Source organism: Vibrio sp. Y176, assembly GCF_033438945.1.
On record NZ_JAWOQS010000008.1, the window covers coordinates 130,790 to 155,102 of the forward strand.

At 41.0% G+C, this 24,313-nt stretch carries 30 protein-coding genes and 5 pseudogenes; 7 read left to right on the forward strand and 28 right to left on the reverse strand.

Annotated elements, in window-relative coordinates; genetic code table 11:
* The first annotated feature begins 120 nt into the window (after positions 1–120).
* Together R7O13_RS18900 and R7O13_RS18905 are read left to right on the forward strand one after the other, a co-directional pair.
* Entirely contained in the window at positions 121–2,160 is a 2,040-nt protein-coding gene (locus R7O13_RS18900; RefSeq protein WP_318304455.1) for a carboxylesterase family protein, read from the forward strand.
* Positions 2,161–2,261: 101 nt separating this feature from the next.
* The gene (locus R7O13_RS18905) at positions 2,262–3,713 is read left to right on the forward strand and encodes a phospholipase D family protein (RefSeq protein WP_318304457.1); all 1,452 of its coding nucleotides are present in this window, start codon (positions 2,262–2,264) and stop codon (positions 3,711–3,713) included.
* A gap of 58 nt (positions 3,714–3,771) precedes the next feature.
* On the opposite strand, the gene R7O13_RS18910 is transcribed toward R7O13_RS18905, so the two are convergent.
* The 16 genes from R7O13_RS18910 to R7O13_RS18985 all read right to left on the reverse strand — a co-directional run bounded on the left by R7O13_RS18910 (position 3,772) and on the right by R7O13_RS18985 (position 15,712).
* The gene (locus R7O13_RS18910) at positions 3,772–5,430 is read right to left on the reverse strand and encodes an autotransporter assembly complex family protein (RefSeq protein ID WP_318304459.1); all 1,659 of its coding nucleotides are present in this window, start codon (positions 5,428–5,430) and stop codon (positions 3,772–3,774) included.
* 334 nt (positions 5,431–5,764) lie between these two features.
* Positions 5,765–6,229 (reverse strand): DUF2846 domain-containing protein, encoded by a 465-nt coding sequence (locus R7O13_RS18915; RefSeq protein ID WP_005377099.1) that lies wholly within the window; start codon positions 6,227–6,229, stop codon positions 5,765–5,767.
* A 169-nt stretch (positions 6,230–6,398) separates the two neighbouring features.
* Positions 6,399–7,025, reverse strand: a complete 627-nt coding sequence (locus R7O13_RS18920; RefSeq protein WP_005377098.1) for a LysE family translocator — start codon at positions 7,023–7,025, stop codon at positions 6,399–6,401.
* A 327-nt stretch (positions 7,026–7,352) separates the two neighbouring features.
* Positions 7,353–7,979, reverse strand: coding sequence for a LysE family translocator (locus R7O13_RS18925; protein WP_042523838.1), 627 nt, complete (start codon positions 7,977–7,979; stop codon positions 7,353–7,355).
* A 129-nt stretch (positions 7,980–8,108) separates the two neighbouring features.
* Positions 8,109–8,462, reverse strand: a complete 354-nt coding sequence (locus tag R7O13_RS18930; protein ID WP_318304462.1) for a DUF1428 domain-containing protein — start codon at positions 8,460–8,462, stop codon at positions 8,109–8,111.
* Between the two features lie 97 nt (positions 8,463–8,559).
* Positions 8,560–9,165 carry a hypothetical protein gene (locus R7O13_RS18935; RefSeq protein WP_318114722.1) on the reverse strand — a complete coding sequence of 202 codons (606 nt, stop codon included), beginning with the start codon at positions 9,163–9,165 and terminating at the stop codon, positions 8,560–8,562.
* 92 nt (positions 9,166–9,257) lie between these two features.
* The gene (locus tag R7O13_RS18940) at positions 9,258–9,554 is read right to left on the reverse strand and encodes an antibiotic biosynthesis monooxygenase family protein (RefSeq protein ID WP_025768092.1); all 297 of its coding nucleotides are present in this window, start codon (positions 9,552–9,554) and stop codon (positions 9,258–9,260) included.
* A gap of 143 nt (positions 9,555–9,697) precedes the next feature.
* Positions 9,698–9,985 (reverse strand): putative quinol monooxygenase, encoded by a 288-nt coding sequence (locus tag R7O13_RS18945; protein ID WP_005377083.1) that lies wholly within the window; start codon positions 9,983–9,985, stop codon positions 9,698–9,700.
* A 128-nt stretch (positions 9,986–10,113) separates the two neighbouring features.
* Positions 10,114–10,755, reverse strand: coding sequence for an alanyl-tRNA editing protein (locus tag R7O13_RS18950; RefSeq protein ID WP_318304465.1), 642 nt, complete (start codon positions 10,753–10,755; stop codon positions 10,114–10,116).
* A gap of 142 nt (positions 10,756–10,897) precedes the next feature.
* Positions 10,898–11,443 carry a GNAT family N-acetyltransferase gene (locus R7O13_RS18955; RefSeq protein ID WP_318304466.1) on the reverse strand — a complete coding sequence of 182 codons (546 nt, stop codon included), beginning with the start codon at positions 11,441–11,443 and terminating at the stop codon, positions 10,898–10,900.
* A 253-nt stretch (positions 11,444–11,696) separates the two neighbouring features.
* The gene (locus R7O13_RS18960; RefSeq protein ID WP_005389307.1) at positions 11,697–12,260 is read right to left on the reverse strand and encodes a sugar O-acetyltransferase; all 564 of its coding nucleotides are present in this window, start codon (positions 12,258–12,260) and stop codon (positions 11,697–11,699) included.
* A 143-nt stretch (positions 12,261–12,403) separates the two neighbouring features.
* A complete protein-coding gene (locus R7O13_RS18965) occupies positions 12,404–12,817 on the reverse strand; it encodes an RDD family protein (protein WP_318304469.1) in 414 nt (137 codons plus the stop codon).
* A 141-nt stretch (positions 12,818–12,958) separates the two neighbouring features.
* On the reverse strand, positions 12,959–13,567 hold the full coding sequence (locus tag R7O13_RS18970; RefSeq protein WP_005389306.1) for a pyridoxamine 5'-phosphate oxidase family protein: 609 nt from the start codon (positions 13,565–13,567) through the stop codon (positions 12,959–12,961).
* A 143-nt stretch (positions 13,568–13,710) separates the two neighbouring features.
* On the reverse strand, positions 13,711–14,112 hold the full coding sequence (locus tag R7O13_RS18975; protein WP_137282082.1) for a DUF2007 domain-containing protein: 402 nt from the start codon (positions 14,110–14,112) through the stop codon (positions 13,711–13,713).
* Between the two features lie 560 nt (positions 14,113–14,672).
* Positions 14,673–15,038: a T6SS amidase immunity protein Tai4 family protein gene (locus R7O13_RS18980; RefSeq protein WP_053306977.1), complete on the reverse strand. Its 366-nt coding sequence runs from the start codon at positions 15,036–15,038 to the stop codon at positions 14,673–14,675.
* A 152-nt stretch (positions 15,039–15,190) separates the two neighbouring features.
* Positions 15,191–15,712, reverse strand: a complete 522-nt coding sequence (locus tag R7O13_RS18985) for a GNAT family N-acetyltransferase (protein WP_137282083.1) — start codon at positions 15,710–15,712, stop codon at positions 15,191–15,193.
* 227 nt (positions 15,713–15,939) lie between these two features.
* Between R7O13_RS18985 and R7O13_RS18990 the strand changes: the two are divergent.
* Both R7O13_RS18990 and R7O13_RS18995 read left to right on the forward strand, forming a co-directional pair.
* Positions 15,940–16,047, forward strand: a pseudogene (locus tag R7O13_RS18990) (type II toxin-antitoxin system Phd/YefM family antitoxin); the annotation flags it as partial.
* Positions 16,033–16,197: pseudogene (locus R7O13_RS18995) on the forward strand (type II toxin-antitoxin system RelE/ParE family toxin); the annotation flags it as partial. The pseudogenes R7O13_RS18990 and R7O13_RS18995, both read left to right, overlap by 15 nt.
* Positions 16,198–16,759: 562 nt before the next feature.
* On the opposite strand, the gene R7O13_RS19000 reads toward R7O13_RS18995, so the two are convergent.
* Together R7O13_RS19000 and R7O13_RS19005 are read right to left on the reverse strand one after the other, a co-directional pair.
* Entirely contained in the window at positions 16,760–17,035 is a 276-nt protein-coding gene (locus R7O13_RS19000) for a T6SS effector amidase Tae4 family protein (RefSeq protein ID WP_318304471.1), read from the reverse strand.
* A 6-nt stretch (positions 17,036–17,041) separates the two neighbouring features.
* Positions 17,042–17,245, reverse strand: coding sequence for a hypothetical protein (locus R7O13_RS19005; RefSeq protein WP_318304472.1), 204 nt, complete (start codon positions 17,243–17,245; stop codon positions 17,042–17,044).
* A 401-nt stretch (positions 17,246–17,646) separates the two neighbouring features.
* Here R7O13_RS19005 and R7O13_RS19010 point away from each other — a divergent pair, with 401 nt between their 5' ends.
* Positions 17,647–17,955: a hypothetical protein gene (locus tag R7O13_RS19010; RefSeq protein WP_213964365.1), complete on the forward strand. Its 309-nt coding sequence runs from the start codon at positions 17,647–17,649 to the stop codon at positions 17,953–17,955.
* Complete coding sequence (locus R7O13_RS19015) at positions 17,942–18,328, forward strand: hypothetical protein (protein WP_213964364.1); 387 nt, start codon at positions 17,942–17,944, stop codon at positions 18,326–18,328. Before R7O13_RS19010 ends, R7O13_RS19015 begins: the two co-directional genes overlap by 14 nt.
* 55 nt (positions 18,329–18,383) lie before the next feature.
* Here R7O13_RS19015 and R7O13_RS19020 read toward each other — a convergent pair whose 3' ends face one another.
* The 8 genes and pseudogenes from R7O13_RS19020 to R7O13_RS19055 all read right to left on the reverse strand — a co-directional run bounded on the left by R7O13_RS19020 (position 18,384) and on the right by R7O13_RS19055 (position 22,547).
* The gene (locus tag R7O13_RS19020) at positions 18,384–19,139 is read right to left on the reverse strand and encodes an IS3 family transposase (RefSeq protein WP_318304475.1); all 756 of its coding nucleotides are present in this window, start codon (positions 19,137–19,139) and stop codon (positions 18,384–18,386) included.
* A pseudogene (locus tag R7O13_RS19025) lies at positions 19,136–19,399 on the reverse strand (transposase); the annotation flags it as partial. The pseudogene R7O13_RS19025 and the gene R7O13_RS19020, both read right to left, overlap by 4 nt.
* Positions 19,400–19,649: 250 nt before the next feature.
* Positions 19,650–19,868 carry a hypothetical protein gene (locus R7O13_RS19030; RefSeq protein ID WP_137282092.1) on the reverse strand — a complete coding sequence of 73 codons (219 nt, stop codon included), beginning with the start codon at positions 19,866–19,868 and terminating at the stop codon, positions 19,650–19,652.
* 1 nt (position 19,869) lies between these two features.
* Entirely contained in the window at positions 19,870–20,337 is a 468-nt protein-coding gene (locus tag R7O13_RS19035; protein ID WP_213964362.1) for a hypothetical protein, read from the reverse strand.
* A 698-nt stretch (positions 20,338–21,035) separates the two neighbouring features.
* Positions 21,036–21,544 (reverse strand): annotated as a pseudogene (locus R7O13_RS19040) (ClbS/DfsB family four-helix bundle protein).
* Between the two features lie 141 nt (positions 21,545–21,685).
* On the reverse strand, positions 21,686–21,958 hold the full coding sequence (locus R7O13_RS19045; protein ID WP_025441781.1) for a hypothetical protein: 273 nt from the start codon (positions 21,956–21,958) through the stop codon (positions 21,686–21,688).
* Between the two features lie 8 nt (positions 21,959–21,966).
* Positions 21,967–22,368 (reverse strand): type II toxin-antitoxin system YafO family toxin, encoded by a 402-nt coding sequence (locus R7O13_RS19050; RefSeq protein ID WP_213964361.1) that lies wholly within the window; start codon positions 22,366–22,368, stop codon positions 21,967–21,969.
* 5 nt (positions 22,369–22,373) lie between these two features.
* A complete protein-coding gene (locus tag R7O13_RS19055) occupies positions 22,374–22,547 on the reverse strand; it encodes a hypothetical protein (RefSeq protein WP_153645908.1) in 174 nt (57 codons plus the stop codon).
* A gap of 263 nt (positions 22,548–22,810) precedes the next feature.
* Here R7O13_RS19055 and R7O13_RS31530 point away from each other — a divergent pair.
* A pseudogene (locus R7O13_RS31530) lies at positions 22,811–23,068 on the forward strand (hypothetical protein).
* A 250-nt stretch (positions 23,069–23,318) separates the two neighbouring features.
* Here R7O13_RS31530 and R7O13_RS19060 read toward each other — a convergent pair.
* On the reverse strand, positions 23,319–23,717 hold the full coding sequence (locus R7O13_RS19060) for an SMI1/KNR4 family protein (RefSeq protein ID WP_151514925.1): 399 nt from the start codon (positions 23,715–23,717) through the stop codon (positions 23,319–23,321).
* 116 nt (positions 23,718–23,833) lie between these two features.
* Positions 23,834–24,313 (reverse strand): phosphotransferase (locus R7O13_RS19065; RefSeq protein WP_318304479.1); only part of this gene is annotated, 480 nt, incomplete at its 5' end.

The following is a 24,313-nucleotide window of genomic DNA, read 5'->3' on the forward strand; positions in this document are numbered from 1 at the left end:
CCATCAATACAACAAGCCATCCAACCATTCACGGATTAATGCCAAAGCGTCAGGACGTCGCTTGTTAGATGCCGTTTAACATTTTCGGTGCACGCACCAAATGACTTTTTGGACATAACAATGACTTTACTCAATCGCTCAACTTTAGCCATTACCATCACTCTTGCCTTAGCAGCTTGCAGTGATGACGCAAGTAAACCTAGCGTTCCTAACGGCCCGAAGCCACTACAACCCCTACCACCAGAGCATATCGCTTTGGAAATTGGCGATGCAACCATTCAAGCGACCAAAGAGTCCCTTGTCATCACGCCTCTTGATGCGGATGAAAAACTGGCAGCGGTAGAGGCGTTCAAAGGTATCCAATTTGCGCAAGCAGACCGCTTTCAGCACAGCATTGCGGTCCCACTTGAAGGCGATATTGATGCGACTCAGTTCGGTGATGCGTGCCCGCAGTTAAAAACCACGGCACAAACGCAATCAGAAGATTGTTTGAACCTAAACATTTGGCGACCAGCAGGGACAGAAGCGTACGCAGATTTGCCAGTGTATGTCTTTATTCACGGTGGAGACTTTGAATACGGCGCGGGCTCAGAACCGCTGATTCATGGTGATATGGTGGTTGCACAAGGTGCTGACGATGGTAACCCGTTTATTGCTGTTACTTTTAACTATCGTTTGGGCTTGTTGGGCAGTGTTTGGGTCGATGGTTTGGACAACCCAGAGGGCGGTAACTTTGGCCTAGGCGATCAAAAACACGCGCTTGAATGGGTTCAACAAAACATAGAGGCATTCGGCGGCAATCCGCAAAACGTGACACTCATGGGTCAAGGTGCGGGTGCCATGTCGGTGGGAATTTTACAGCAATCAAAAGGCGATGCTGCAATCGTAGGTGAGCACTTTCAACGTGCCATCATGCAAAGCAACGCTTACGGATTTGAATATAAAAGTTACGATGTTGCCAAGAGCCAAAGACCAGAGCAAAGCGTTGAAGATCTTGCGTTACTACCACTTGAAGAGATCATGAAGGTACAAAGCGAGATGCTTGATCCTATTCAACGTCTTAAGAACTGGGTACTGACCGCCGCGAATATTCCGGTTATAAGTCCAACACGCGACAACAGCCCATTATCTACGTTGATGCCATTTGCGCCTTACATCGAGCATCGCCCACCAGCGTTTCTAGTGAAAGAAGTACCGGGCTATCACTTTACTGAACAAGCCATTGAGAGTGAATGGATCGTACCAACGGTAATTGGCTCAAACAGTGCAGAAAGCAATACTCTGGGCATGCTGCCGAGCCTGACATTTTTGATCCCAACTATTATTGAAATCTTGAGCCAAGAAGCGCCAGAAATCATTGAGAGTGGTGACGAAAACTTAATCGTCGAATACATGGTTGAGTGGCTAGAATCGGAAACGAACTTAAACCGTTTACGCACCGAATATCGTTCATTGCTCAGCGATTCAGCTTCAATTGAACTCGACCTTTCTGACTTATTGGAACTGCTGCCTAGCACCGCTTATGAGGCGATGACTAAGTTGTTCTTCGGTTTGGGGAACTCCGATTCAACCACGGAGTTACTTGCTCTGGCTGACTTCTTCCCTAACGATGAAAGCGAACTGAATGGCGCGGCGAAAAACATGCAGCAATTCAAAACCGCGTTACATGACTTGCTCTTCACGGGTCCAAACCGTCATAAGGTTTCAACTGAAGAAACAACAGGAGCAACGCCAAGCTTCTACTACTTTGACTACACACCTGGATTCAACGTATGGACTTACAATACCAAAGGTGAAAATGGCGATCTCGACGTTGGTGATTTACTCAAAAGCATCAGTTGTATTGTGGGCGCTTGTAATGCATCGGAATTACCATTTGTGTTTAACAAGGCATTAAAGCTTGATGGTTCAAGTGTTCGTCCAGGTAGCAAAGACAAAGCAATGATGAACAAGCTCTCTCGTATGTGGTTTAGCGAACGTTTATTTGAAGACTTCCAATACAACAGTGCGACTGATCGAGTTTTGCTGATCGATAATGATGACGGTATTCAATCCACACAAGACTGGGACAATGCTCATCACTCAGGCATCGATCCAAAACTGCGCCAAGGTCGCCTCAACGGTCTCGAGGAACTTGGGCTGATTCTTAGCCACATGTAACTTCATCCTCAGCCACTCAAAACTCGTTACCGAATACCTAAAAGCCAGTTCGCTGGCTTTTTTCATCCTTATTCCTTGAACATAATTAGGAAGGTTTACTCATGTTTCCTAACGCCCTCCGTGCTCTGCTACTCTTTATCTTCGGCGCGCTGTTGGTTGGCTGTGCTCAGCCCTACCCGCAAGTTGAACCGGATTTTGAAGCCAATTGGCAAACTACTCAGCATCAAGCCGAAGTTTACTTAATTCCTACCGCTCCAAAAGCCTTTGCTCGTCGCGTTGAACTGGTAAGAAACGCTCAGCAAAGCATCGATATGACCTACTTTTCTTGGGAGAGTGACACGCTTGGTTTGATGCTACTCTATGAACTCAAGCAAGCAGCAGATCGAGGCGTGCAAGTTCGACTCACTCTCGATGATTTATTGGTGTTTAACGAGAAATGGCTTGCTGATCTCAGCGCTCACGACAACATTCAAATCCGTTTATTCAATCCGTTTGATTCACGTAAGTCAGGTTGGATTGGTCGCGCCGTCAACTTCTCTACTCATCAGCAACGTTTGGACAATCGTCTACACGAGAAGTACTTCAACGTCGACCATCAATGGATGATTCTAGGTGGACGTAACATTGGCGACGACTATTTTGGTTACAGCCGCAAAGCCAACTTCTTTGATATGGATGTCTTGTTCAAAGGCAGCATTATTCGAGCGTTCGACCAGAACTACCAACAACTTTGGGACAGCGAGCATGTCACGCCAATAGAAAACATCGTTAACGTTACCCCAAACTATTCCGCGTTTACTAAAGCGCTTAATAAAGGTGAGAAAGACAAAAGCATCATTCTGGCCGAAGTTGAAAAACAGGTTAAACACCTGACCAGTCCCGACTTCATCGCTGCGCAAGTCACCCCCGTTTTCGACTCATTAAACAAGTTAGAAAACAACAAACCCTACTTTAGAAAACGGGCAGAACACCAAGTTTGGCAACAAATAACCTCTGCATCCAAAGCAGTGATATCAACACCTTATGTGGTACCAAGTGATGGTGAGTTTGCCTTTATTGATACCTTGATGGAGCAAAAAGCGGACATCACGTTAATGACGAACTCGTCTGCCTCTAATGATTCTGGCTTTATTCCGGCTTATTACGAGGAGCATCGCCAAACCCTGTTAGATAAGGGCGTTCATATACTTGAGTACAAAAACCAAGCGAACAATGATGACCATTACTTCCATGCGGATACTTATTATCACAACAAGACGGTGATACTCGATGATCGGCTGACTTATATCGGCTCATCAAACTTCGACCCAAGATCGGATTTCCTCAATGTGGAATTTGGTGTGTTGGTCCAAAGCGAAGCCTTTGCAGAACATGTCATGCACTACTTAACTCGACAACAAGATGAACTGTTTTGGCGAGTATCTCGAGATGGACAAGGCCAAACTCAGTGGCAATCAATGAATGAGATCCATACTAAGAATCCAAACTATGGTGGATGGCATAAGGCACCTAACTGGATATTCAAGAAACTGAATGGTGAGTTCGAACTCTAAACAATCAAGGCTTAAAAAGGTTCTCTATCTGCAAGGATGAGAGCCTTTTTAATGCCCGCTAAAACTGCGTTCCGAGCGAAAAGTGAACGCGGAATTGGTCTCCTTGAGGAGCATCTAAACCATAAGCAAAGTCCACTTTGACGGGCACGTATTTTGAATTCCATATCAAACTCAGCCCTGTACCACTTTTCCAATCCACCTTATCGTTGAAGGCATCACCAACATCATAAAATGCCCCAAGCCACAATTGGCGGTAAACCTGATATTGATATTCCAGCCCAGCAGTAAACATGTAACGGGCACCGGTTAAATCGCCATTTTCATCTCTAGGAGAGACAGACTCATAACCATAACCACGAAGATTGCCATCACCTCCCGCAAAGAAGCGTAACGAGGATGGAATATCGCTCAAAGTGTCAGCGACATTAATACCGACATTAGAACGAAAGTGAAACTTGTGTTTTTCACTAATATCCCATGACAGAACACTATTGCCCTCAATACGCAGCAAACGAGAATCGGAGAAAAAATTAGGGTCTGAGTATTCCAATGAGTAAACGTGACGGTGCTTTACTTCTAATTGATCGTTCTTGCGATCAAGCAGTGAAAATGTCACCCCCGGTAATAACAACTGTGATTCGTCATTCTCCGACGCTTGTCGATAACTTTCTTGCAAATAACGAACGTGCATGGTGCTTTGCCAATCACTGTCTAACTGCCAGTGTTTTTCAAACGATAAATCATTAGAAAAACTCGATGTGTCTCGATAGTCGACATGCTTAGATTCAAACTGAATCCCGTAGTAATCCGTTAGAACATTTTGGGTGGGAATTTTGTAACCAAGTAATAGCGATTGTTCCGGTTTGGAAGCGTACGCTTGTGCCTCAAAACTGTGTCCACGTGCGTTGTACCAAGGCTTGGTCCAGTTCAGCGAAGCGCGCAATCCCAAGTCTGTCGAATACCCTCCACCGACCTGCACAATATTACGTGAATTCGGCTCTGCGAGCACTTCTATCGGCACCTTATGACCATCGGATATCTCCTCGAAATCCGCTTTCACAATCACACTGCGAAACCAATCAGTACTCGAGAGGTCGGCCTGATATTGACTCAATTTCAAAGTGTCAAAATCGTCGCCCCACTCAAATGTTCTCATCGCTTCTATTCGAGCCGTTTCGATACCCGACGTAAGGACAGAGAGGTCTCCAAATTGGTAACGAGAACCACTAGAGAAATGCAGATTCACATGGGCTTGATTCAAACTTGGAATGACTTCCAAAGACGATTCGATAAAACGTCCATCTAAGTAACCTTTTTGCTGAGCCAATGAAATCAAGTTTCGTTTTAGCGTGTCGTACTCAGAATGAAGCAACGGCTGTCCTTGTTTAAGTTGAGCTTGATTAATTAGTTCGATGAAATCTTGATCGTTACTGGCCTCTCCCGACACAGCAATATTAGATTTTTTGACCAACATCACCTCCCCCGCGTCAACCTCAAGCGTGATGAGATCATTCTCTGATCTCTGAACATTGAGCTCGGAATGATAGTAGCCATAAGGGTTTAACGCATTATTAACCATCTGCGTTAGTCGATTTGAGGTAATGTTTGAAACAGAGAGTTTCGTTAGTGGTGTAAGGTGACTTTCAAGATTTTTCTCTAATATTGGTGTTAGCCCTTTGATTTTAAATTGCGCTCCGAGTGCATGATGTAAAGGCATAGAAGCTAAAACTGATATACCTATTATTTGTTTAATGAGAGGAGACACACCGCTACCTAGTTTAGCAATACACTCGACAAGGTTAATGATGGAATGGCACATCAGTTAATCGCGTTTGTAGGATTGCTCCCTACGAAATCCTCTCGAAAATTCACGTTTCACAAGTAGATACTTTGAACGATAAATTGGCTCAAGCTAGGAGGTGGCAAATCATGCGGTCTGAAATAGGTATACTGTTTGCCAAAAATACAAAACCCAACGCTGAATGGATCTCATCAAGCGTTGGGTTACATTGATAATGTGTTTTTAATCTAAAAAGCGTCTGTTAGTAAAACTAGATCGAAGAACAGTTTCCTTTTTCTGCCATGTCGACTTTTAGTACTTCTGCTTTACCTTTGCTTTCGTCCACGAGTTCTACGCCCGCACCACCAACAAATACACCCATTTTAATGTATTGATTAACGAAATAATTACGGCCCTCTTCCGTTAAGATAGTTAAGTGATTTTCCGAAAACTCAGACTCTGTACTTACTTGATGTTCTTTATTGCCTTCGACCTCATGGTAGAAGAATACACCAGGAGCGGTTTCACCAATACATTCCCCATCGACGTAAACATACTTTTTAAGCGCTGCTCCGACAAAAGCATCTTCTCGGTAAATGTAAATCCCTGCGTTCCCCTTTTGAGGTGCTTCAAATGATTTCATTTGATTTGATACTGTCGAATCAACAGTAGGAACAGAAGCACAACCTGACAAACCCAAAAGGAATGCGGAACACAGAATTACTTTATTTTTCATGTTATTAACCTAGCTACGATAAAATCGCGCCAACCATACTATAAATAAATACGTTCACTTATTGGTATTTTTGAAATTTGTGATTCAACCTATGCAATAGCACTCATTTAACGTATAGATTGAGCAAACATTAGCCATATAATAATCACGAGAATAAAATGCCCTGTATCTAACGATCACTAAATGCCACTTTACTCGCTAGACTGATAAGTAGAATACCTGAAACACCTTCAAGAGTTCTTGAATAACGCTGAGAGTGTGGACGACTAAATACCCAATTACCCACAGATGCGTACAAAACGTTACATGTCGTCGCAAGTACGCTGAACAGCAAGCCAAGTACTAATAATTGCATTGATGTTGAGCTTGCAGACGTATCAATAAATTGAGGCAGAAATGATAGGAAGAATAGCGCTACTTTTGGATTCAAGACGCTGACGATAACTCCCTGAACAAACACATTTTTATTATTATCAACATTTTTGTTTTCAACGATTTTACTTTCTCCACGCCACATGGACAGTAATGACTGAACACCTAAATAAACTAGGTAAGCGGCCCCTAACCATTTAACAACGCTAAAAGCCAAAGATGAACTCAGAATTATTGCTGACAAACCTAAACATGCCGCTAGTGTATGAAAAAAGTAACCAACACCAAGCCCCAGAGCCGCTTTCAGCCCAGCAGATAATTTACCTTTCATTGTATTGGAAACAATATAAATTACATCAGGTCCAGGAATCATGTTGATAGCGAGACAAGCGACAACAAATAATAATAGTGAGTTTGAATCCATTCTTTTCTCCAAATTAACGTCTTGCGGGATAACATTTCATCGAACTACAAGTAATGCAACGTCCAGGTTTCGATTGGTTATATTTAGTATTAACAACACGTTACTAATACTACAGCACTGCACGAAGAGCACAATCATGAACAGTGATACGAATTAAATTATGGGCCTTTGTTAGCCCTTTGAATGATAATATTTATCATCATTTGGTTGTAAGCTTTTTCTAGCCAGCAGCTCTTATGGAAGTTAACAAATCGGCTACTTAGTATACTTAATAGACCGTCAAATCAGATAGATTATCTATTCTTATTTCTTCAAGCCTTTTGTGCTTCATTTTCCTGCCTCACTAAGCAGCAACTTAATACTTGCTACACCAAAAAATAACGCGAACACGCCTTCAAAAACTGCTTTGGATCTGAGATAGGTTTGTCTGACCTTTTTATGCGCGAAAAGAAAAGCATAGCCAAAGAAAACCAAAGCACTAACCAGCCCCACAACAAAAATGACCGACAACAATTCCAACGGACTGGCCTTAGGAGGAACCCCTATCGAATAAAGCGCACCGAAAAACAGAATAGCCTTTGGGTTAGTTAAGTGAATTAACACTCCGGTTAAGTAGTTACCCTTCTTTGTCGTTACGTATGTTTTGGGTAACTTTAGCTGCTCGATGTTGCAGGCAGAATGTACGGACTTTAAAGCCAAATATAAAAGATAAAATGCCCCACAATATCTAAGAATTTCAAAAAGCCAAACATTGCTATAGAGTATGGTTGCGAGACCAAAAGCGGCTGAGGTTGACCAAAATAAAGACCCCGTTAAAACACCTGCAGCCAAATACCCTCCAAAGCGCCGACCGTGGTTCATTGACGTGCCTGCTATCGCAAGAGTTGCAGGTCCGGGGCTAGCGATGGCAGCGATAGCTGATACGACAATCAGTGAATAATTTATCTCTTCCATTTTTACTCTAAACCTCCAAATGGAGTTTTATCAACACTTATCGCGGAATACTCTATTGAACGTACATCAGAAGCGTAATACTGATTAAAACACCAAGTGTCACGAATCGAGTTGAGATTCTTTGGTATTTTACTGCTCCAAAATAACATCAAATCCGCCATAAATGAGACGCTTTCCATCAAAGGGCATTGGGTTATTATCTGGACTCATTCGAGGATCACCCATGATCCGCTGCCACCCTGAGTCCCGAACTTCTTTTGAAGGCCAGACTACCCACGAAAACACAACGGTTTCGTTTCTTTCAGCGTTAACTGCCATGGGAAATGATGTGATCTCACCATCTGGTACTTCACTCCCCCACGTCTCAACAACCTTTAAGGCCCCAAACTCCCTGAACATGTCTGCTGCTATTTTTGCGTGTGCGATATACTTTTCTTTATTCGCTGTCGGCACTGCAGCGACAAACCCATCAATGTATGACATAAGTAAACTCCTTTCATTGGAGTTATAACCATAGCTCAATAAAAAGAATGCACATGATGCCAAACCATAGAAGCAGGTACGTAATACAGCTTGAGAGCTACATTCCTAGCTTGGACTTTATATGCATATTTGAAAGGTATGTGTTTGGATCAAGCTTGGTTAGCATATTTATAATCTCCAAAACACTCGAATACTCAATACGTTCCTCTTCAGCATGCCCGATCCCACCTATTGTAAAGTGAGTAAAGCGGTAATCACGATAAACGTTTTGCAGCTGACTAGAAATATCTTTGAGTAATCTTTTACTGAGGGCGAATGCAGGGTATTCACTACTTTCTGAAAGCTCTGCTGTAGAGCCAATAGATACAATATTGCATTTATCGTTAAGTGAACCTAAAGCGTTAAGCTCATTGACTAAATTAAGATACCCAATCGGACCAACATTCATAAACTCAATCAGTTCGTTTGTTGTCAATTCTGAAGACTCTCCCCACATGGACGCTAAATAAACTATGATGTCAAACTCTACACCTTTGAAGCACGTGTAATCTGGTTTTTTATCGGGATCAACGTCAATACAAACAGAAACTACTCCATCCTCAACTAGCTTTGATCTAGAAATCGTATAAATTTCTGTACCCTGTAAGTTCGTAGCCAAGAACCTTCCTAGCCCCTTACTACCTCCAACAATTAAAATCTGCATAACCCCGTTCCTTCGTTAAGGTTGTCTTTCATATTATCCGCCAAACTGTGCATTAGGCATCACTTTAACGTTTCTGTTGTTTGCTTCTAGCCCTACTTAGTTCTATCTTCAATTTCATCGAATGGTTCAACTGAAATACGCTCTGCAATTTCACTCATCTTCTTCATTTTTTCTGGGTTACTAGTTCCCCAAAACCGCTCCCAGTCTTCACGTGTTCGCCACTTGGCAATAGTTAAAACCTTTTCCGGTACATCGTAAGAACGAAGCATAAAACTACCAAGCGCCCCATCTACTGACTGATGAATTGAATCTGTCGTCGAACGCCATATATTTTGAAACTCATCCATTTTTTCACTTGGCACACGCCATTCATACACAACTCTAAACATAACACTTCCATTAAAATTTCTAGATTTAATACGGCAAAGTATCAAGAACACTAAGCCAGGTTAATAGATGAATAAAGCAACATAGTAGAGCGTAGAGCAACCTAAAAAACAAAGCGTAAACGCTCTAAATCACTCCGATTCGATTAGTCATGCACACATTCAAAGATTTCGTATTGACGTTTAACATTGGCAGTTACTTTTCCCCAATGTGAGGCTTGAACTCTTTCCTGATGTTGTTTAAAAGAGGCTTTGTCGACGAACTCCTCATAGACATCAAAACGAAAAGGATTAGTCGAGCTTTGAGTCACAAGAAAAGTAAGGCAGCCCGGCTCTTCTAACGTGAGCCTTTTGTGAGTTATTAACGCATGTTTTACTAATTCTAGATCCTTTTCCGGAACTAAAATAAAGCCTTTCAATGTTACTTTCGACATATCATCCTCTCGCCCCTGTTAAGAAGTAGCCAACACGCCCTCAATCTCAACCATCATATCGCAAATGTGAATCTCACCATGAATTAAAATGCCACGTGTTAGGAATCTATTTCTAATGCCCTATCGACCTACGAGCATAAGGTTATCTCTACCCTTTCTTTGCCTTTACCGATGTTCTTGCGTTTTAATTGAATTTGGCCGACTTCTGATGTGCGCTTTAAGTGAGTGCCACCGCAAGGCACTTGCGCAAACCCATCCACTCTCCAATACCTTCTTTCACTCTCTTGATCGGAAAAGTCACTAATAATAACTGAATCAGAGTTAATCAAATCTTGCACATCAGTTTCAATTTCTTTCAATAGCGGGCCAATACTTTCAGACCACTCGAAATCTATGCGACTCTTATTTTCAGAAATATGCGCGCCCATCTTAACAATGCCTTCCCGACGCTGATAAAACATCTCAAGCACCACTTCAGCCGCAAAGTGTAGCTTCATTAAGGCGTATCTACGCTTCCAATCAATATTCGTAGTTACAATGTCACCAACAGTAAAATTTGGAGAGGATTCCAATGTGTAAATAAGTCGAACACCTAGCTTTTGAGCAATCAAAACCGGAATACCATTAATCGTTCCTTTATCACTCTCTTGGCCTCCAGACTCTGCAAAGAAGATAGTCTGGTCCAATTCAACCTTATTTCCGTCTACATTGGTCACTCTTGAGTTAAGTTCTGTTTGGTAGGGATTAACCCAAAATAATTTCTCGCTCATGCTGCTATCCTTGCAGTAAGTCCTATCCTTGATAGTACATTCAGTGACCACCAAGTCAATTCAAGAAACCTCACCGTCAAATGTAAGGCTGTGTATAGAGCACGAGCAGGCTAGACCTATTAGATGCGTTTAAGGCCGGATACTAAACGCTGTCTAGGGGTTTAGCTAACAACCCGTAAATTGCGGAATCTGAGACTACTCCATTCACTTCCCAACGCTGCCTTAGGAAACCTTCCTTTATAAAACCTAACCGTTCCAAGACTTTACCTGAAGAAGTATTGTCTGGATCTATCTCAGCCTCGATTCGACGTAGATTCAGTGTTTTGAATGCGTGTTCGATTAATGCAGTTCCCGCCTCTAATACCATGCCTTTACCCCAGAAATGACGACTCACGCCAAAGCCAATTTCTGCGCGCCTAGACTCTTTCACGTGATTAAACAGCATTATCTTACCCAGAAGTTGGCCATTGCTCTTTAGGAAGATGCCTAGTGTCACTTCTGTATTGCTATTCATGGCCTGTGTACTCTTGGCTATAAATGTCCGCGCTTCTTCAATTGAAACCCAAGGGCCAGAATTCCAATATTTCATGACCTCATGGTCTGAGAAGATGTCAAACAATTCGCTTGTATCATCTTCAACTAGCTCTCTTAGAATTAATCGTTCCGTTTCAATCTTTGTTACTAACATTTTGGAGCCAGCCTTTTGGTTTGTTATTGGTGACGAAAATACAATAAAAGTGTGAGACACGTAATACAAATGATTTCGTATGAGACTTTTAAACAAGCTCAACGCACGGTAAAAGCGCCACGTGTCACGATTCTATATTGAAGCAAATTTTAGACATTCAAGTGCGTCAACAAGTAACCGCTGAACGCATCAAAGCTTGGAGTGAGTTGATCATAAGTCCTAAACTCAGGCTCAAAATAGTCCATATACTTTATTATCGCTTAGTGACGATTTCCTTCAGTACTCTGGCTGGGTTGCCACCAACAACGACATTGTCTCCAAAACTCTTTGTAACGACTGCGCCAGAGGCTACCACCACGTTGTTCCCAAGTGTTACGCCAGGGTTGATTACGGCATGGCCACCTATCCAACAATTGTCACCAATGTTTATGGGCTTTGCTAGCTCTAAACCACTGTTCCTCTCGATAGGATCTAAGGGATGAGTCGCAGTATAAATTCCAACTTGAGGCCCAAGTAAACAGTTATCACCAAACTTAACTTCCGCAACATCCAAAATCACACAACCAAAATTAGCGTAAAAATTATCTCCAACGTGAATGTTGGATCCGTAGTCGCAATTGAAAGAAGATTCAACATGAATATCGTCACCTGTTGTGCCGAACAAGCGCTTAGTTATTTGAACTCGCTTTTGTTTATGCTCAACAGACGTGGCATTCAATTTTTCAGTTAGTAACCTAGCGCTCAACCTTAACTTTAATAACTCTTCATCACTTGGGTCATAAAGCTCACCTGCTAACATTTTCTCTTTTTCTGACATAAAACTTGGACTCCAATACCAATTTTCTTACAACGCTACATTAAGTATGTGAGTAACGCTACCACCTAAGCAAGGCTGCTCCACCACGAAAACAAAGCCCGACTTGAACGCAAGTCCTCAGCGCTATCAATTTTTTCAACAAGTTAGTGAACTACCACCACCGTTCTCACTAACTTATCGCCGAGCCGTTGCCTCTTTTTACCAAGAATGAAAATTGAGTCAATAAAACCGAAGAATGGAGTAATAACATTTCGAAAGAGCGACTGAAAAATATTGCACTTTTTACCCGTTCTTGCACTTATAACTGCAATGCCCAAAAGTTTTTTACCCACACTTTGACCATTTGGTAAACAATCAGAAAAAAGGTAATACGATACAGTCGCAGTTACTGCTGTAGCGCGCACAAGCTCTTTTTCAATACCGATTTCTAAGCCGACCCATAAAACGAGAGTAAAAATGCTAAAACTGACAAAAAGATCAATCACTTGTCCAACACACCTAACTCCCGGACTAGCCAAAACGTAATTTTCTAGAGTAAATTTTTCTGCATTTTTCATTTTAAAATTTGGACTAACAATTGCTTATTGGTGAACTAACATTATTGAGACAGTAACATCCCCACTAAACCTAATCCATACTTCCGCAGAGCACGGTCGAACCTGATTTTTCTATCTTTTCAATATATTACCACGCTCGTTCTAAAGGCTAGATTGGTAATATTTCAACATCTCTTCTTGATTAAGCGCTTTACTTTCTAACTTTTGTTGATCTTTAAAGATTTGAGCTAATGAAGGGAGAATTGAGCGATTTACTTTATAGTCATCAGACCAAAGTTTCCCTCTCATCACCGCTTTCGCACAATGAAAGTACATACTCTCTATGACTATTTTGATAACAACCTTAGGATCTTTACTTCCATCGGGGCAAGCAGATATCAAGTTGGCGTCGGTGTGAATACTTGCGATTCCTTTAATACGGAGCACTTCATCAATACCATTTACCATCAATAACAACCCTACCTTGGGGTTACTAATGATATTTTTTAGACTATCGATACGATTGTTCCCCGAGCTATCAGGGAGCAGCAATGTTGATTCATCTAAAACTTTTACGAAGCCAGGCTCCCCTCCTTTAGGAGAAAGATCGATATACCCTTGTGAATCAGCGGTACTTAGAACTGCAAAATGGCAATTATTAATTAATGTAATCGCATGAACATCCAGCACAGGCAGCGCTTTATTTTTAGCTCTCGCACTTGGCTCTGCGTAAATTTCTTTTAACTGCTCTATTGTTTTAATTTCACTCATTCAATGTTGTTCCTTCACTATCGTATAATGCTTTGCTTGTAAGCAAGCAGTAACTCTGACTTCTTGTATAGGCACTAGACCTAACTCATCGTAAAAATACTACGAGTACAAGTTATCTCTTTAATGCCTTGTTACCTAAAGATTTAAAGTTTTTCACTAAACTCCCCACACTGCTTACACTTATAACCATGCTTGTAAAAAAACAGTGGAAAACCCAGTAAAATAAAAACTAAGAAAGCTGGGCGTTTACCTTTTGTAAATACAAATAGATCTTTACTACTACATTTAGGGCAAACGTCTTTTTCTTCATCAACGTCAACTTCATTTCCCAATGATTCTGAGAAATCGCTACTAAGTATTTGTTTCGCATCTTCTGCATCACTTTCGGCCACCATCAGACGGACGCCGCCTATTGCATTTGAATAAAGCCACTGAGTATTTACCGTGTGCTCGTCAGCGATGTAACTTTCTATTCCGACACTATCTAGGCTTGCTCTCGCAATATGAGCTTCATGAGGAAAAGAAAACCTTGCTACTACAATCACATATTACTCCTTGTGGGAAAACGCGCTCGTAAGGTATAAGAAACGCTAATTGGAAATGCCATGTATGGTACGCTAGCCTGAACCGTTTGTTGTACCTAATCACCCAACCACAACTATTGAAACTACATCGACATCAAAACCATATGAAAAAATAACAGCAAACAAACAGCCACATGAGCCATGTCGGTGCTTGATACATTTTTCAACTTTATCACGAGCACGACCATAACCCACACTGTAGCGGACGCTAAGCCTAGATAATTATCTAAGTCATTGTAATAATCATACTTATCAAGGAAAGATAGAAAATTACTCTCTTTAGTTTCCACCGCCTTTCTAAGCACCTCATTTGCAATTGAGCAATAGTATTTCGAGAAACTCAGGAGAGTAAACTGAACGAGTGTTGCTACTATTAAAAATATCTTCATATTTACATCACCGCATAATGCCCCGCTAAGAGATGAGTAATTCAATACAGAAGCCACTAAAAATCATCTTAATCACTCAACGTATTGCGCCGTAAAAATACCACACGTTGCGAATCAACTTTGAGCAGTTTGTTATAACTCTGATTTCGCATTAATGTATAGCTTATGAACATCGTCTGAATTAGAAAAGTCTATACAGTAGGCCAATTTGATCACGTTACCATTTTTTGATTTGTAAATAGCCATATCATATTTTTCCAATAGCTCGCTAACCCCAAAGAATGACTCCAAAGGAAGCTCGGAAAACTCTCTGTAGCCTTGCATCGCCGTTATCGCATCTTTCGCAACAGCTGATCCTTTGTAATTAGTCGCAATGCAAGATGAGAGAGCGAAGTTTTTAAACAGTTGCTCATCGCTTTGAATACTTAGTGGATTCGCGGCCTCTCCTACACTACAAAGAGCAATACTTATGCTGGTTACTAGTACTCTACATTTCATAAATTAAACCTTTTGCTTCCTAAGAGTTGCAGCACATTATTAAGGAGTGAGTATCACAATACAAAACTGCCCCACATCACTTAAATCAACTCATAGTGAAAATGCCATGTCTAACCACTCTTGTTGTGAACCAATTATTAGCCCACTACAGACTAATACATATACCCTAACCAATCTATATGACCAAAAGCCCAAGTTTTGCCGCTGATAGGTTTAACATATAAATCATCTAGTTGCTCTACAGCAACACCGTAATTTTTATGTTCGTGAACTCGCAACCAAGAACTTAGAGAGTTAAGGCGCTGATAACCATTAGCCAGATAAAAACGCTCCAAATCGGAGACTAAAATGATGAAGTCGACATCTTTAGTGGACGCATACTCGCTGAGTTGAGACAACATTGTTGTGCCAATACCTTGTCTTTGAACTGTGCTCTCGACGCAAAAGTCACTCACACCTAATACTTTATAAATTTCATCACCAACGCGAACAACTCTGTAGTCTAATCCCATGTAACCAACTAACTGATCACCTTCGTAATTCAGAACTCTCATATGCGGGAGTTGCTTATAGTAAGAGCGAGTAACTTGGTGTTCAGGAAACGACTTGTTTCTAAGAGCTTCAATTGCATTATGCTGCGCTTTAGATAACTCGATTTCTGGGTAAATATCCATATTTGACCTTTGAGTATTAATGACCTTTTGGAGTTGAGCAACGCAATACAAAAGCCGCCGCATACCGATTTAATCACTGAGCTCAACGCCCAGTTAATGCCACGAGTTGAGAATCAATATTAGACAGTTTGTTAGTTTACATTTCGCACGAATCACGCGATTTAATTAAATTGAACATTTCATGCGATACATTATGATCTAACTGTGCACTCAATTGGGAACTGGCCATGCATACATTAACAGCCAATGATGCCAAACAAAATTTCGGCGAACTACTTCTAAGCGCACAACGCGAGCCAGTAAAAATCAGCAAAAACAGTAAAGATACTCTGCTATCAGGGTTTCAGATGCTAGCTGATAATCCAGATTTAGGAAGAAGTTGTGACGAGATGTACCCAAATGGCTTTTATTTCCCGATAGGAAAACACACAGCTTATTTCACCAAAGAAGATAACTTTATCTTAGTTGTTGTTGTATTAGGTTAATCACAGCTACCCCAGAATCATCTGAAATAACACGATTTTCACCTTAGAAGCATAATTAGGGTGAGAGTTTATCCATGTAAACTAACGCCGCATTAAGGTGTGAGCAACGCAATACCGATGCCGCCGCATACCATCTTAACCACTAAACGCAACGCATAGCAAAAATGCCACGCGTTGCGAATCACTCTTAAACAGTTTGTTATGTAACTTTACTCAACCTGAGTCAACAAGCTCAGATTTTCTAGAAAAACAGGATCGTTTTCCAAAGTAAAACACTTCGCGAGTAAAGGAGACGTCTCATTCTTATAATTAATTGCGGGCTCATATTTTTTTACTAGCCTAGATACTTCAACGAAAGTGTCTGGTGATATAGAACTCATTTGCACTATACCTGCAGAGATATTTCTAATATCACCTAAGTCGTAGTTTTTATGTTGAAAGTACTGATATAAACAATTCGCTCTCGCGAATTGTATTAATTGTTCATCGATATTAGATTGGGGACCAGTATTAGCTTTTACAGATAATGACATCAGTAAAAGTATGAAAGTCATAACCTTGATCATGTGCACTCCCAGAACAGAACTTTGTGAGTGACTGATGCATACCCTTGGTATACACATTTATTCCCATCCCATAGGTCAGCATGCCCTGTCGCATCACTCCATCCGTCAACTTGATAGACAATAATGCCCTTACGCCCTTTAATTTTCGCTAGGTGCTCTTCGGGAGTTAGCTCTTCAGGGCTAAAGTATTTTTCTGATAGGTATTTGATAAGAATTTTGACTCGAAAAATATACCAAAATTTATTTTGTCCCGAAGAGACTTGAAGACTCATTTTTCCTTACGGCCCAATCGCGTTGTAACGAGGAATTTTGTGTTCTACGCCGCTACCATTAAGAGCTTTGGAAACTCTAATAGCACAAGCGTTTGAAAATATACCTAGTTCGTAGTTCAAACCTACTTTACCACCAATTTTTTCAAAAACCACATTAGCTGGTAACGCAGGGTAATTGGCACGAAGTTTTTCCCATGTTGGCAATTTCATTTTCACCTCAATCCTTAGTAAATATCTTAGGATAGATAATGTGCCGCTGATTCGACCTCATGTAAAAAAGAGAAGAAAACTTTATGATTGAAATTATATAGTTTTGAAACTGACTAATCATGAAGTTACATAACGCCGCATTAAGGTGTGAGCAACGCTACTACGAACCGTAACCTTACCGCCGTAAACACAAAACCCAAAGATGGAACTAAAAATGCCAAGCGTTGTGAATCACTCTTAAATGCTTTGTTATGTTTGTTCTAATCTTAGGAAAGAATGAAAAAACCTTTTATTGAGCTATACGTCACATTTTAAACTCACAAAACGTACCCACTAAACAGAAGCAAATATTATGCATCAAAACACCCATTTAAGGCAGAGGACATAGCAGTAAAAAATTCATGATTCAAGGACTTGTAGTATCTGAAAGTTCTCATAACAGCATCCGTGAAATCAACAAACGAGTTACAAACATGAAGCTACTTTCTGTGCTTGGTGGATCAACCGCGACTTACCAAATTTTCTTCAAAAACACATTTGCTATAGCCACATACAATATATCAACAGCAGATTGGGAAACCTTCGCTCGTGGTGCAACATCAATACCTGTAATTACTCGAAAAATCATAAAGAATGAAGCTTTGATGCACTTTACGAGTAAAACAGGGAAAGAACTTAAATTTTGTCAGTGTACATATGAAAGCTTATAAATCAACGTTACTCTTTGTATTTGCCCTCATTACATTTTCAAATTCATTTGCTTTTGATTGTGTAAATGAGCGGGACTTTGTTATTTCTGAAGATCATTGGATACATAGTTTATCACCGGAAATTCAATACTATACTGTCATGTACTTGTCTGAAAAGACGGTTGAGCAATGCTTAAAAGAGAAGCCTTCCGAAAAAACCAAAAAACTAAGGTTAAAACTCGAAAAGGCAATTGGCACTGAAAAGCTGTCTGAAATAGAGAGAGAGTTTATTTTTTTATTTGATACACGGAGTGCGTTTGATGCTTTAGGGCTAGATATAATGAGTGACGACTTTCTGCAAAAACTTAGGGACCACGAGTTCTCTAAAAACTGATCGTCCCAAAAGCTGGTGTACCCCACAAAAAGTAGACAGTACATAACTACATACTTTAGTACTCGACCGGACTGACATGCCCTAACGCTGAGTGCCTTCTTCTGCGATTGTAAAATACCTCGATGTATTCGAAGGTGCCCATTCGGGCTTCTTCGCGAGTTTGGTAGTCTTCTGCGTATATCAGTTCGACTTTCAGTCGGCTGTAGAACGACTCCATCACCGCATTATCCCAACAGTTACCCTGTCGGCTCATGCTCGGTACACCTCCATGCTTGCGCATGAAGTCTTGATATATATATGCTCTGTATTGTACACCACGGTCTGAGTGGATAATGACGCCCTTAGGCGGCTTACGTGACTCAAACGCCATTTTTAACGTATTAGTGATGAGCTCGACGGTCATCGTTGTCCCTAGCGACCAACCCACGATACGCCTTGAATACAGGTCCATCACTGTCGCCAAGAAGAGCCAACGGCTCTTCACCCAGATATACGTGATGTCCGTGACCCACTTCTGATTTGGCATCTCAGACTCAAAGTCTCTTCGCAGTAAATTGTCAGCAACATAATTCACGCAGCAGGCATAGCCTGCTTCGTTGAGCTCTTCGGCTATTCGCACTGAGCCGTAACGTGCCCGATATTGGGCAAAGGTACACATGACAAGCTGTTCAAAGCGCTTTCGCCTCTTTGAACGCTCACTTGGCGTATGATGACACCACTTGTAATAACCACCTCGACTCATCTCTAACTCACGGCACATTAAGCTAATGAAATACTCACTTACATAGCTTTCGATGAACTCGTACTTCACTCTTGCTGCTTCGCGAAGTACGCCGAGACCTTTTTTAGGAATTCCATTTCATCTTTGAGTCGCTTGTTCTCGCGCCTTAACGCTCGAAGATCTTCGGACTCTTTCTTCGAATAATCGACACCATCTAATAAGGTGTTAAACTGTTTATCAGATAGGCGTGTGAACTGGCGCTTCCAGTTCCGGTTCTGCTGGGCACTGATGCCCAGCTCCTTGGCAACGGAGACGGCTGTTCGGCCAGGAAGACTGGCCAAGCGGACTGCTTCTTTGCGGAACTATTCAGTGTACGCTGGATTACGATGTTTAGCCATAAATCACCTCTCAATTAGACCCTAGTTCTAACTTAGTAAAGTGTCTACTAAACGTGGGGTACTCGGAAACATAACGCCGCATTAAGTGGTGAGCAACGCCACCACCATACCTAAACCAATACGCCTTAAACACAAAACCCAACCTTGAACTGAAAATGCCAAGCGTTTGGAATCACTCTTAAATGCTTTGTTAGCTCTCTGCTTATTCAGGTAGCAACTGCTCTAGCTTCAAACCATATTCTGCTTCATTGCTTTTATATTCATCTTTCAAATATTCAAAAAACTGAGTCAAATGAACTAAGTATTCCTCATAATCTTCACGTTCTCGCAAAGTTTCACTATGTAACAAGTTTTGATTATATAGAACAGCATCTCTAACTGCCGATAATAGCATCGGTACATATGGCTTAGGTATATTCATCTTACGCAGCCTCTCTTACTGCTAACTTCGCTAATTTACTTAATAGTAACTTAAACTTTGACAAGGGCATATCATAAGCAGGAGCGATAGTGTAATGATACGCACCAAAACGAGGGTTATACTGATCTTTAACTATCGCCAACCCAGAAGGTAACGGTGTGCTCTCTGGTATCCGATAGTGCTGCCAATTTGGTCCCTGTAGTATCCCTGGTCTATCAAACGTACTGATGCCTCTTGGCCGGTCTTTCACTAACACTCTCGCATCAGCTCCCATTCCTTTAATAGTAATGTCAGCAGGTCTAGGTCTACCATTTAAAAGAAGTAGAGTATCTTCAATTAGTTCAAAAAGCTCCATACCTTTTTTAACATTTAATCCTCTCCACAAATTAAGAGGTACTTTACCCTCATAATAGTTATGAATTTGCCCCTTATCTAACAACACATCTTTTAGCAATGTAACAGTTTCCATGTTTCCTCCTTTTGCTTAAATTCTCGAGAGAGCTAACGCCTTGCTAAGGTGTGAGTAACGCAATACAAAAGCTACCGCACAGCGCCTTAATCACCATAAGCCACCGCAAAGTAAAAATGCCACGCGTTACGAATCACTCTTAAACAATTTGTTAGTACATGCGCTACTTCTATTTATGCGCCCCAAGATATTGAAAACTTAAATGATATGAAAGACTTTAAACACTGAGGTGAGACGGGCAGCTACAAAACTTAAAACCGATAGAGAGACGAAAGTTGGCTAGAAGAAAAACGTACTGAACTACCCTACATTCATTAGCTTCAAATTAGAAAAGGATTCTTTCCTCGTACTTCAACAGCCACACCAAAAGTAATCAAGGTTCTCTCAAAAACCACAACGAAAATGAAAAAGCGCCAAAGAAATAGGCTAAGAGTTAGAAACCGTAAACGGTAAAATCAAAGCAAACACTCCGCATATAGTGCCACCGGAAAGAACGTGAAAGGCACTAACTTAAAGGTGTAAATATGAGCGCCAAAACAGATAAACACCAAGACTGATGACCTTTGATGTCAAACCCTTACTAACGCCCTGCTAAGGGGTGAACAACGCAATACAAAAGTGACCGCATACCACCTTAAACACTAAAACCAACGCATAGTAAAAATGCCTCGCATTGCGAATTACTCTTAAACAGTTTGTTATGTGAATTCTCGATTGAAACGCCGAACTTTTGTACGCATATTTTTCATAGGTGATGATGTATTAAACTGAATCATGCGCCCCAAAGTCTATTGTTCATACCACGCAACACCATAGGAATCATGGTCACTTAAGCTTGAAATGAGTAAAAGTATCTCGTTAACTGTAGACTCAAGCTCAATGAGTAAATCATCATATTTCCACTCACAGTACTCTTCGTGGAAGCTTTCAGCGAGTGAGCCTAATTGGTTCCATTTATAACCAGTTTCCGGGAAATCAACATGTTGGTTTTGATATCTTAAGTGATGCCATTTAAGAATGAGTTTCCCCAACCAATCAAGTAAGCCACTGTATCACTAACGCTAATGACTTTACCTTTGACGTTTCCCTCTACTCCAGGTTTGCGAGCTTTGCCTTCCGGAATTGAACGATAGTCAGCCATGAGTTTCGGAAATATTGAGTTTATAGCCAACTCCAATTCATCCTTATTTCTTGGCACAGAAGACATTTTGACCTCCATTCACATAACGCCGCATTAAGGTGTGAGCAACGCTACCACGAAACCAAACCATATCACCGTAAACACGAAACCCAACCTTGAACTGAAAATGCCAAGCGTTGGGAATCACTCTTAAATGCTTTGTTAGCCCTAGGATTCTGACCAAAGTTCAGAGTCATCTTCTGATAGCTGTTGAAGCTCTCTTTCTATAACTACATCTTCAGGCCATTTGATATCCAAGGAGTTCTTGAATTCTTGAATATCTACATAAGCAATTATGTCACCCTCTATTTGTAACTCCCACGCCGAGCCATTCCACTGAGCAAAATCATAAACACCTGCAGCTGGCCCTAGTTTTACCGCAACAAAATACATACCAACAAATGATGGCAGTCCTTTTTCCCAATTCAACTCAATACTCATACTACCTCCTAAAACTTTTCACGAAAGCGTTCAGCTACGTCGGCCAATTCCATTAAGTAAAGTGGTTTTAATTTACATAATTGATGAGCGTTTTCAATAAAACCTAAGAGTAAAAAGTAATTTTTATTCAAAAAGCCCTCACAGTAGATCAACGCGGTGTTACTGGTCTTATGATATGAAAGCTTCTTCAAATGCCAAAGTTTGGATGAAGAATCTCTAATATGGATGTGGGACATCCCAGCCTGCTTGACCTGACTTGGAAAATCATAAGTAGTGTCTCGACCAAATGATTCGTGGGGAACACCCGTTTTCTTGTAATCTTTGAACTGACTGACCAATAAATCTAGTTTACTTTTATCAAGACTATCTCTAAATCCTGAGCTTACAAAAACCTTTACATCCTTGTTCATTTTTATTACTCCATTTCAATAAAAGTTACTTTGTTCCTTATTTTTGAATCATTCATCGTTGCTCGTTCAGTTAACGCTGCTGAACGCCTGATTTCATCTCTTTTGAGTGCTTCTGTCTTATTGTCACCATCTAAGACTTTTTCTTTTTTGAGAACTATCGCTTTTTTCCTTTGTTGCATATTACACTTTCCTCTCTATTTAATTTAGGGCTAACGCCGCGTTAAGGGGTGAACAACGCAAGCCACCAAACCTAAATTATTGTGCCATAAACACAAAAGCTAAACTTAGAACCAAAATTGCCAAGCGTTGAGAATCCCTCTTGAGCAGTTTGTTAGTCGCGAGGCACCGAGCGACAATTTTAAGCCGAACTAAACTTTGCAAACAACAAACTTTATGTGTTTTGATGCACTTAAGTCAGGCGTAGTCTCAAAGCGACTACTCAATGAAACCACTTAGAAAAAACAGCGCCGCAGAAAACGGACTGACAACACCAAAAAGCGCTTTTGGAAAACCAATCTCACAGTGCGGACTTTCAACAAAGTCACTGAAACCACGTGGAACTTACAACACCAGAGAAAACGTCCTTTCAGCAAGTAAATAAGCTTTTAAACCAACAAACTCACCGAGCAGAGTTGCAACCAAAAACAGATTCTCGATTGCCCCGCTCTATCACCACCAAAAAACGAAAAACCGCTCGTAAAATAGCAATGCATTGATTTAGAACCGATGAAACTGAACTTTGACCGACGAAGATGGAACTATGAATTAAACAACCAACAGCCAAGTTTTGAGCTTACAAACATGGTTTTGACTGCTAGCTTTTTCTGGTGACTAACGCCGCATTAAGGTGTGAGCAACGCTGCCACCTTACCTAAACCATGCACCTTAAACACGAAACCCAACGCAGAGACGAAAATGCCAAGCGTTGGGAATCACTCTTAAATGCTTTGTTATGCATTTAGTCGTTCTTCGGGTGAAAAACTATCGTTCACAAACTTTAAGAATTCACAGCTTATAATTTTCGCTTGCTCCCAACCTAAATCACTAGAATCAACGACATAAAAGCCAGATATAACACCACCTGCAATTCTGGCCACGCAAATATTTCCATTACCATCTAAGCAAATTGGCATTGCGCCAGGCATATCGTGCTTTACCCCATAAATATCTTCGCCGTATATCTCCGACAAAGAGAAGAACTGTAACTCTTTGAACCCAAAATAGACTATAGGGCCATCGCTAACACTCCACCAATTCAACATACTTTCAGGAAGAGTTATTTGAAATATAGTTTCTAACTTGTGTATTTCTTCCTGATTTGCGCCTACAGGTCTATCTATAAATTCCATGAATCCCCCTGATGCATAACGCCGCATTAAGGTGTGAGCGACGCTTGGCGATACTTGAGCGAAGCGAAAACGCCAAGCGTTGCGAATCACTCTTAAACAGTTTGTTATGTACCGCCTCAAAACAAGACACTTTCAATTTGGGACCATTGCTCCATAAAAGGGACGAAGTCCCTTTGAGGTATGAACTTCTGTGCTGCTGTATTGTTTTTTAAAAATACTTCCTCCAAAGCCCACACATGGTGGTCAGCGTAAACAGCCCACGCCTTTGCTCCATCGTTAAGCTCTAATCGGGATAGAGGCTTGACAGACAGATAGCCTTTTAACAAAGCTAATGACCTATGAAGCTCCAAATCGAACATATACATGCATGCTCTCGCCAACTCATAAGCAGGAGGCATGTTTTGCACTAAATCCCAATCGATTACATCGCTTACTGTGCGATTAGAATCAAAAAAGACATTGAAATGATGATAGTCGCCGTGGATTAATTGCCTGCTTGTTAACGGGGTATATGAGTGTGTAGCTTCTGAGCTAGCTAGATAATCACGCTGTTGTTTTACTCTTCGTAGCACCGAGTTATTCATATCAAATTCACT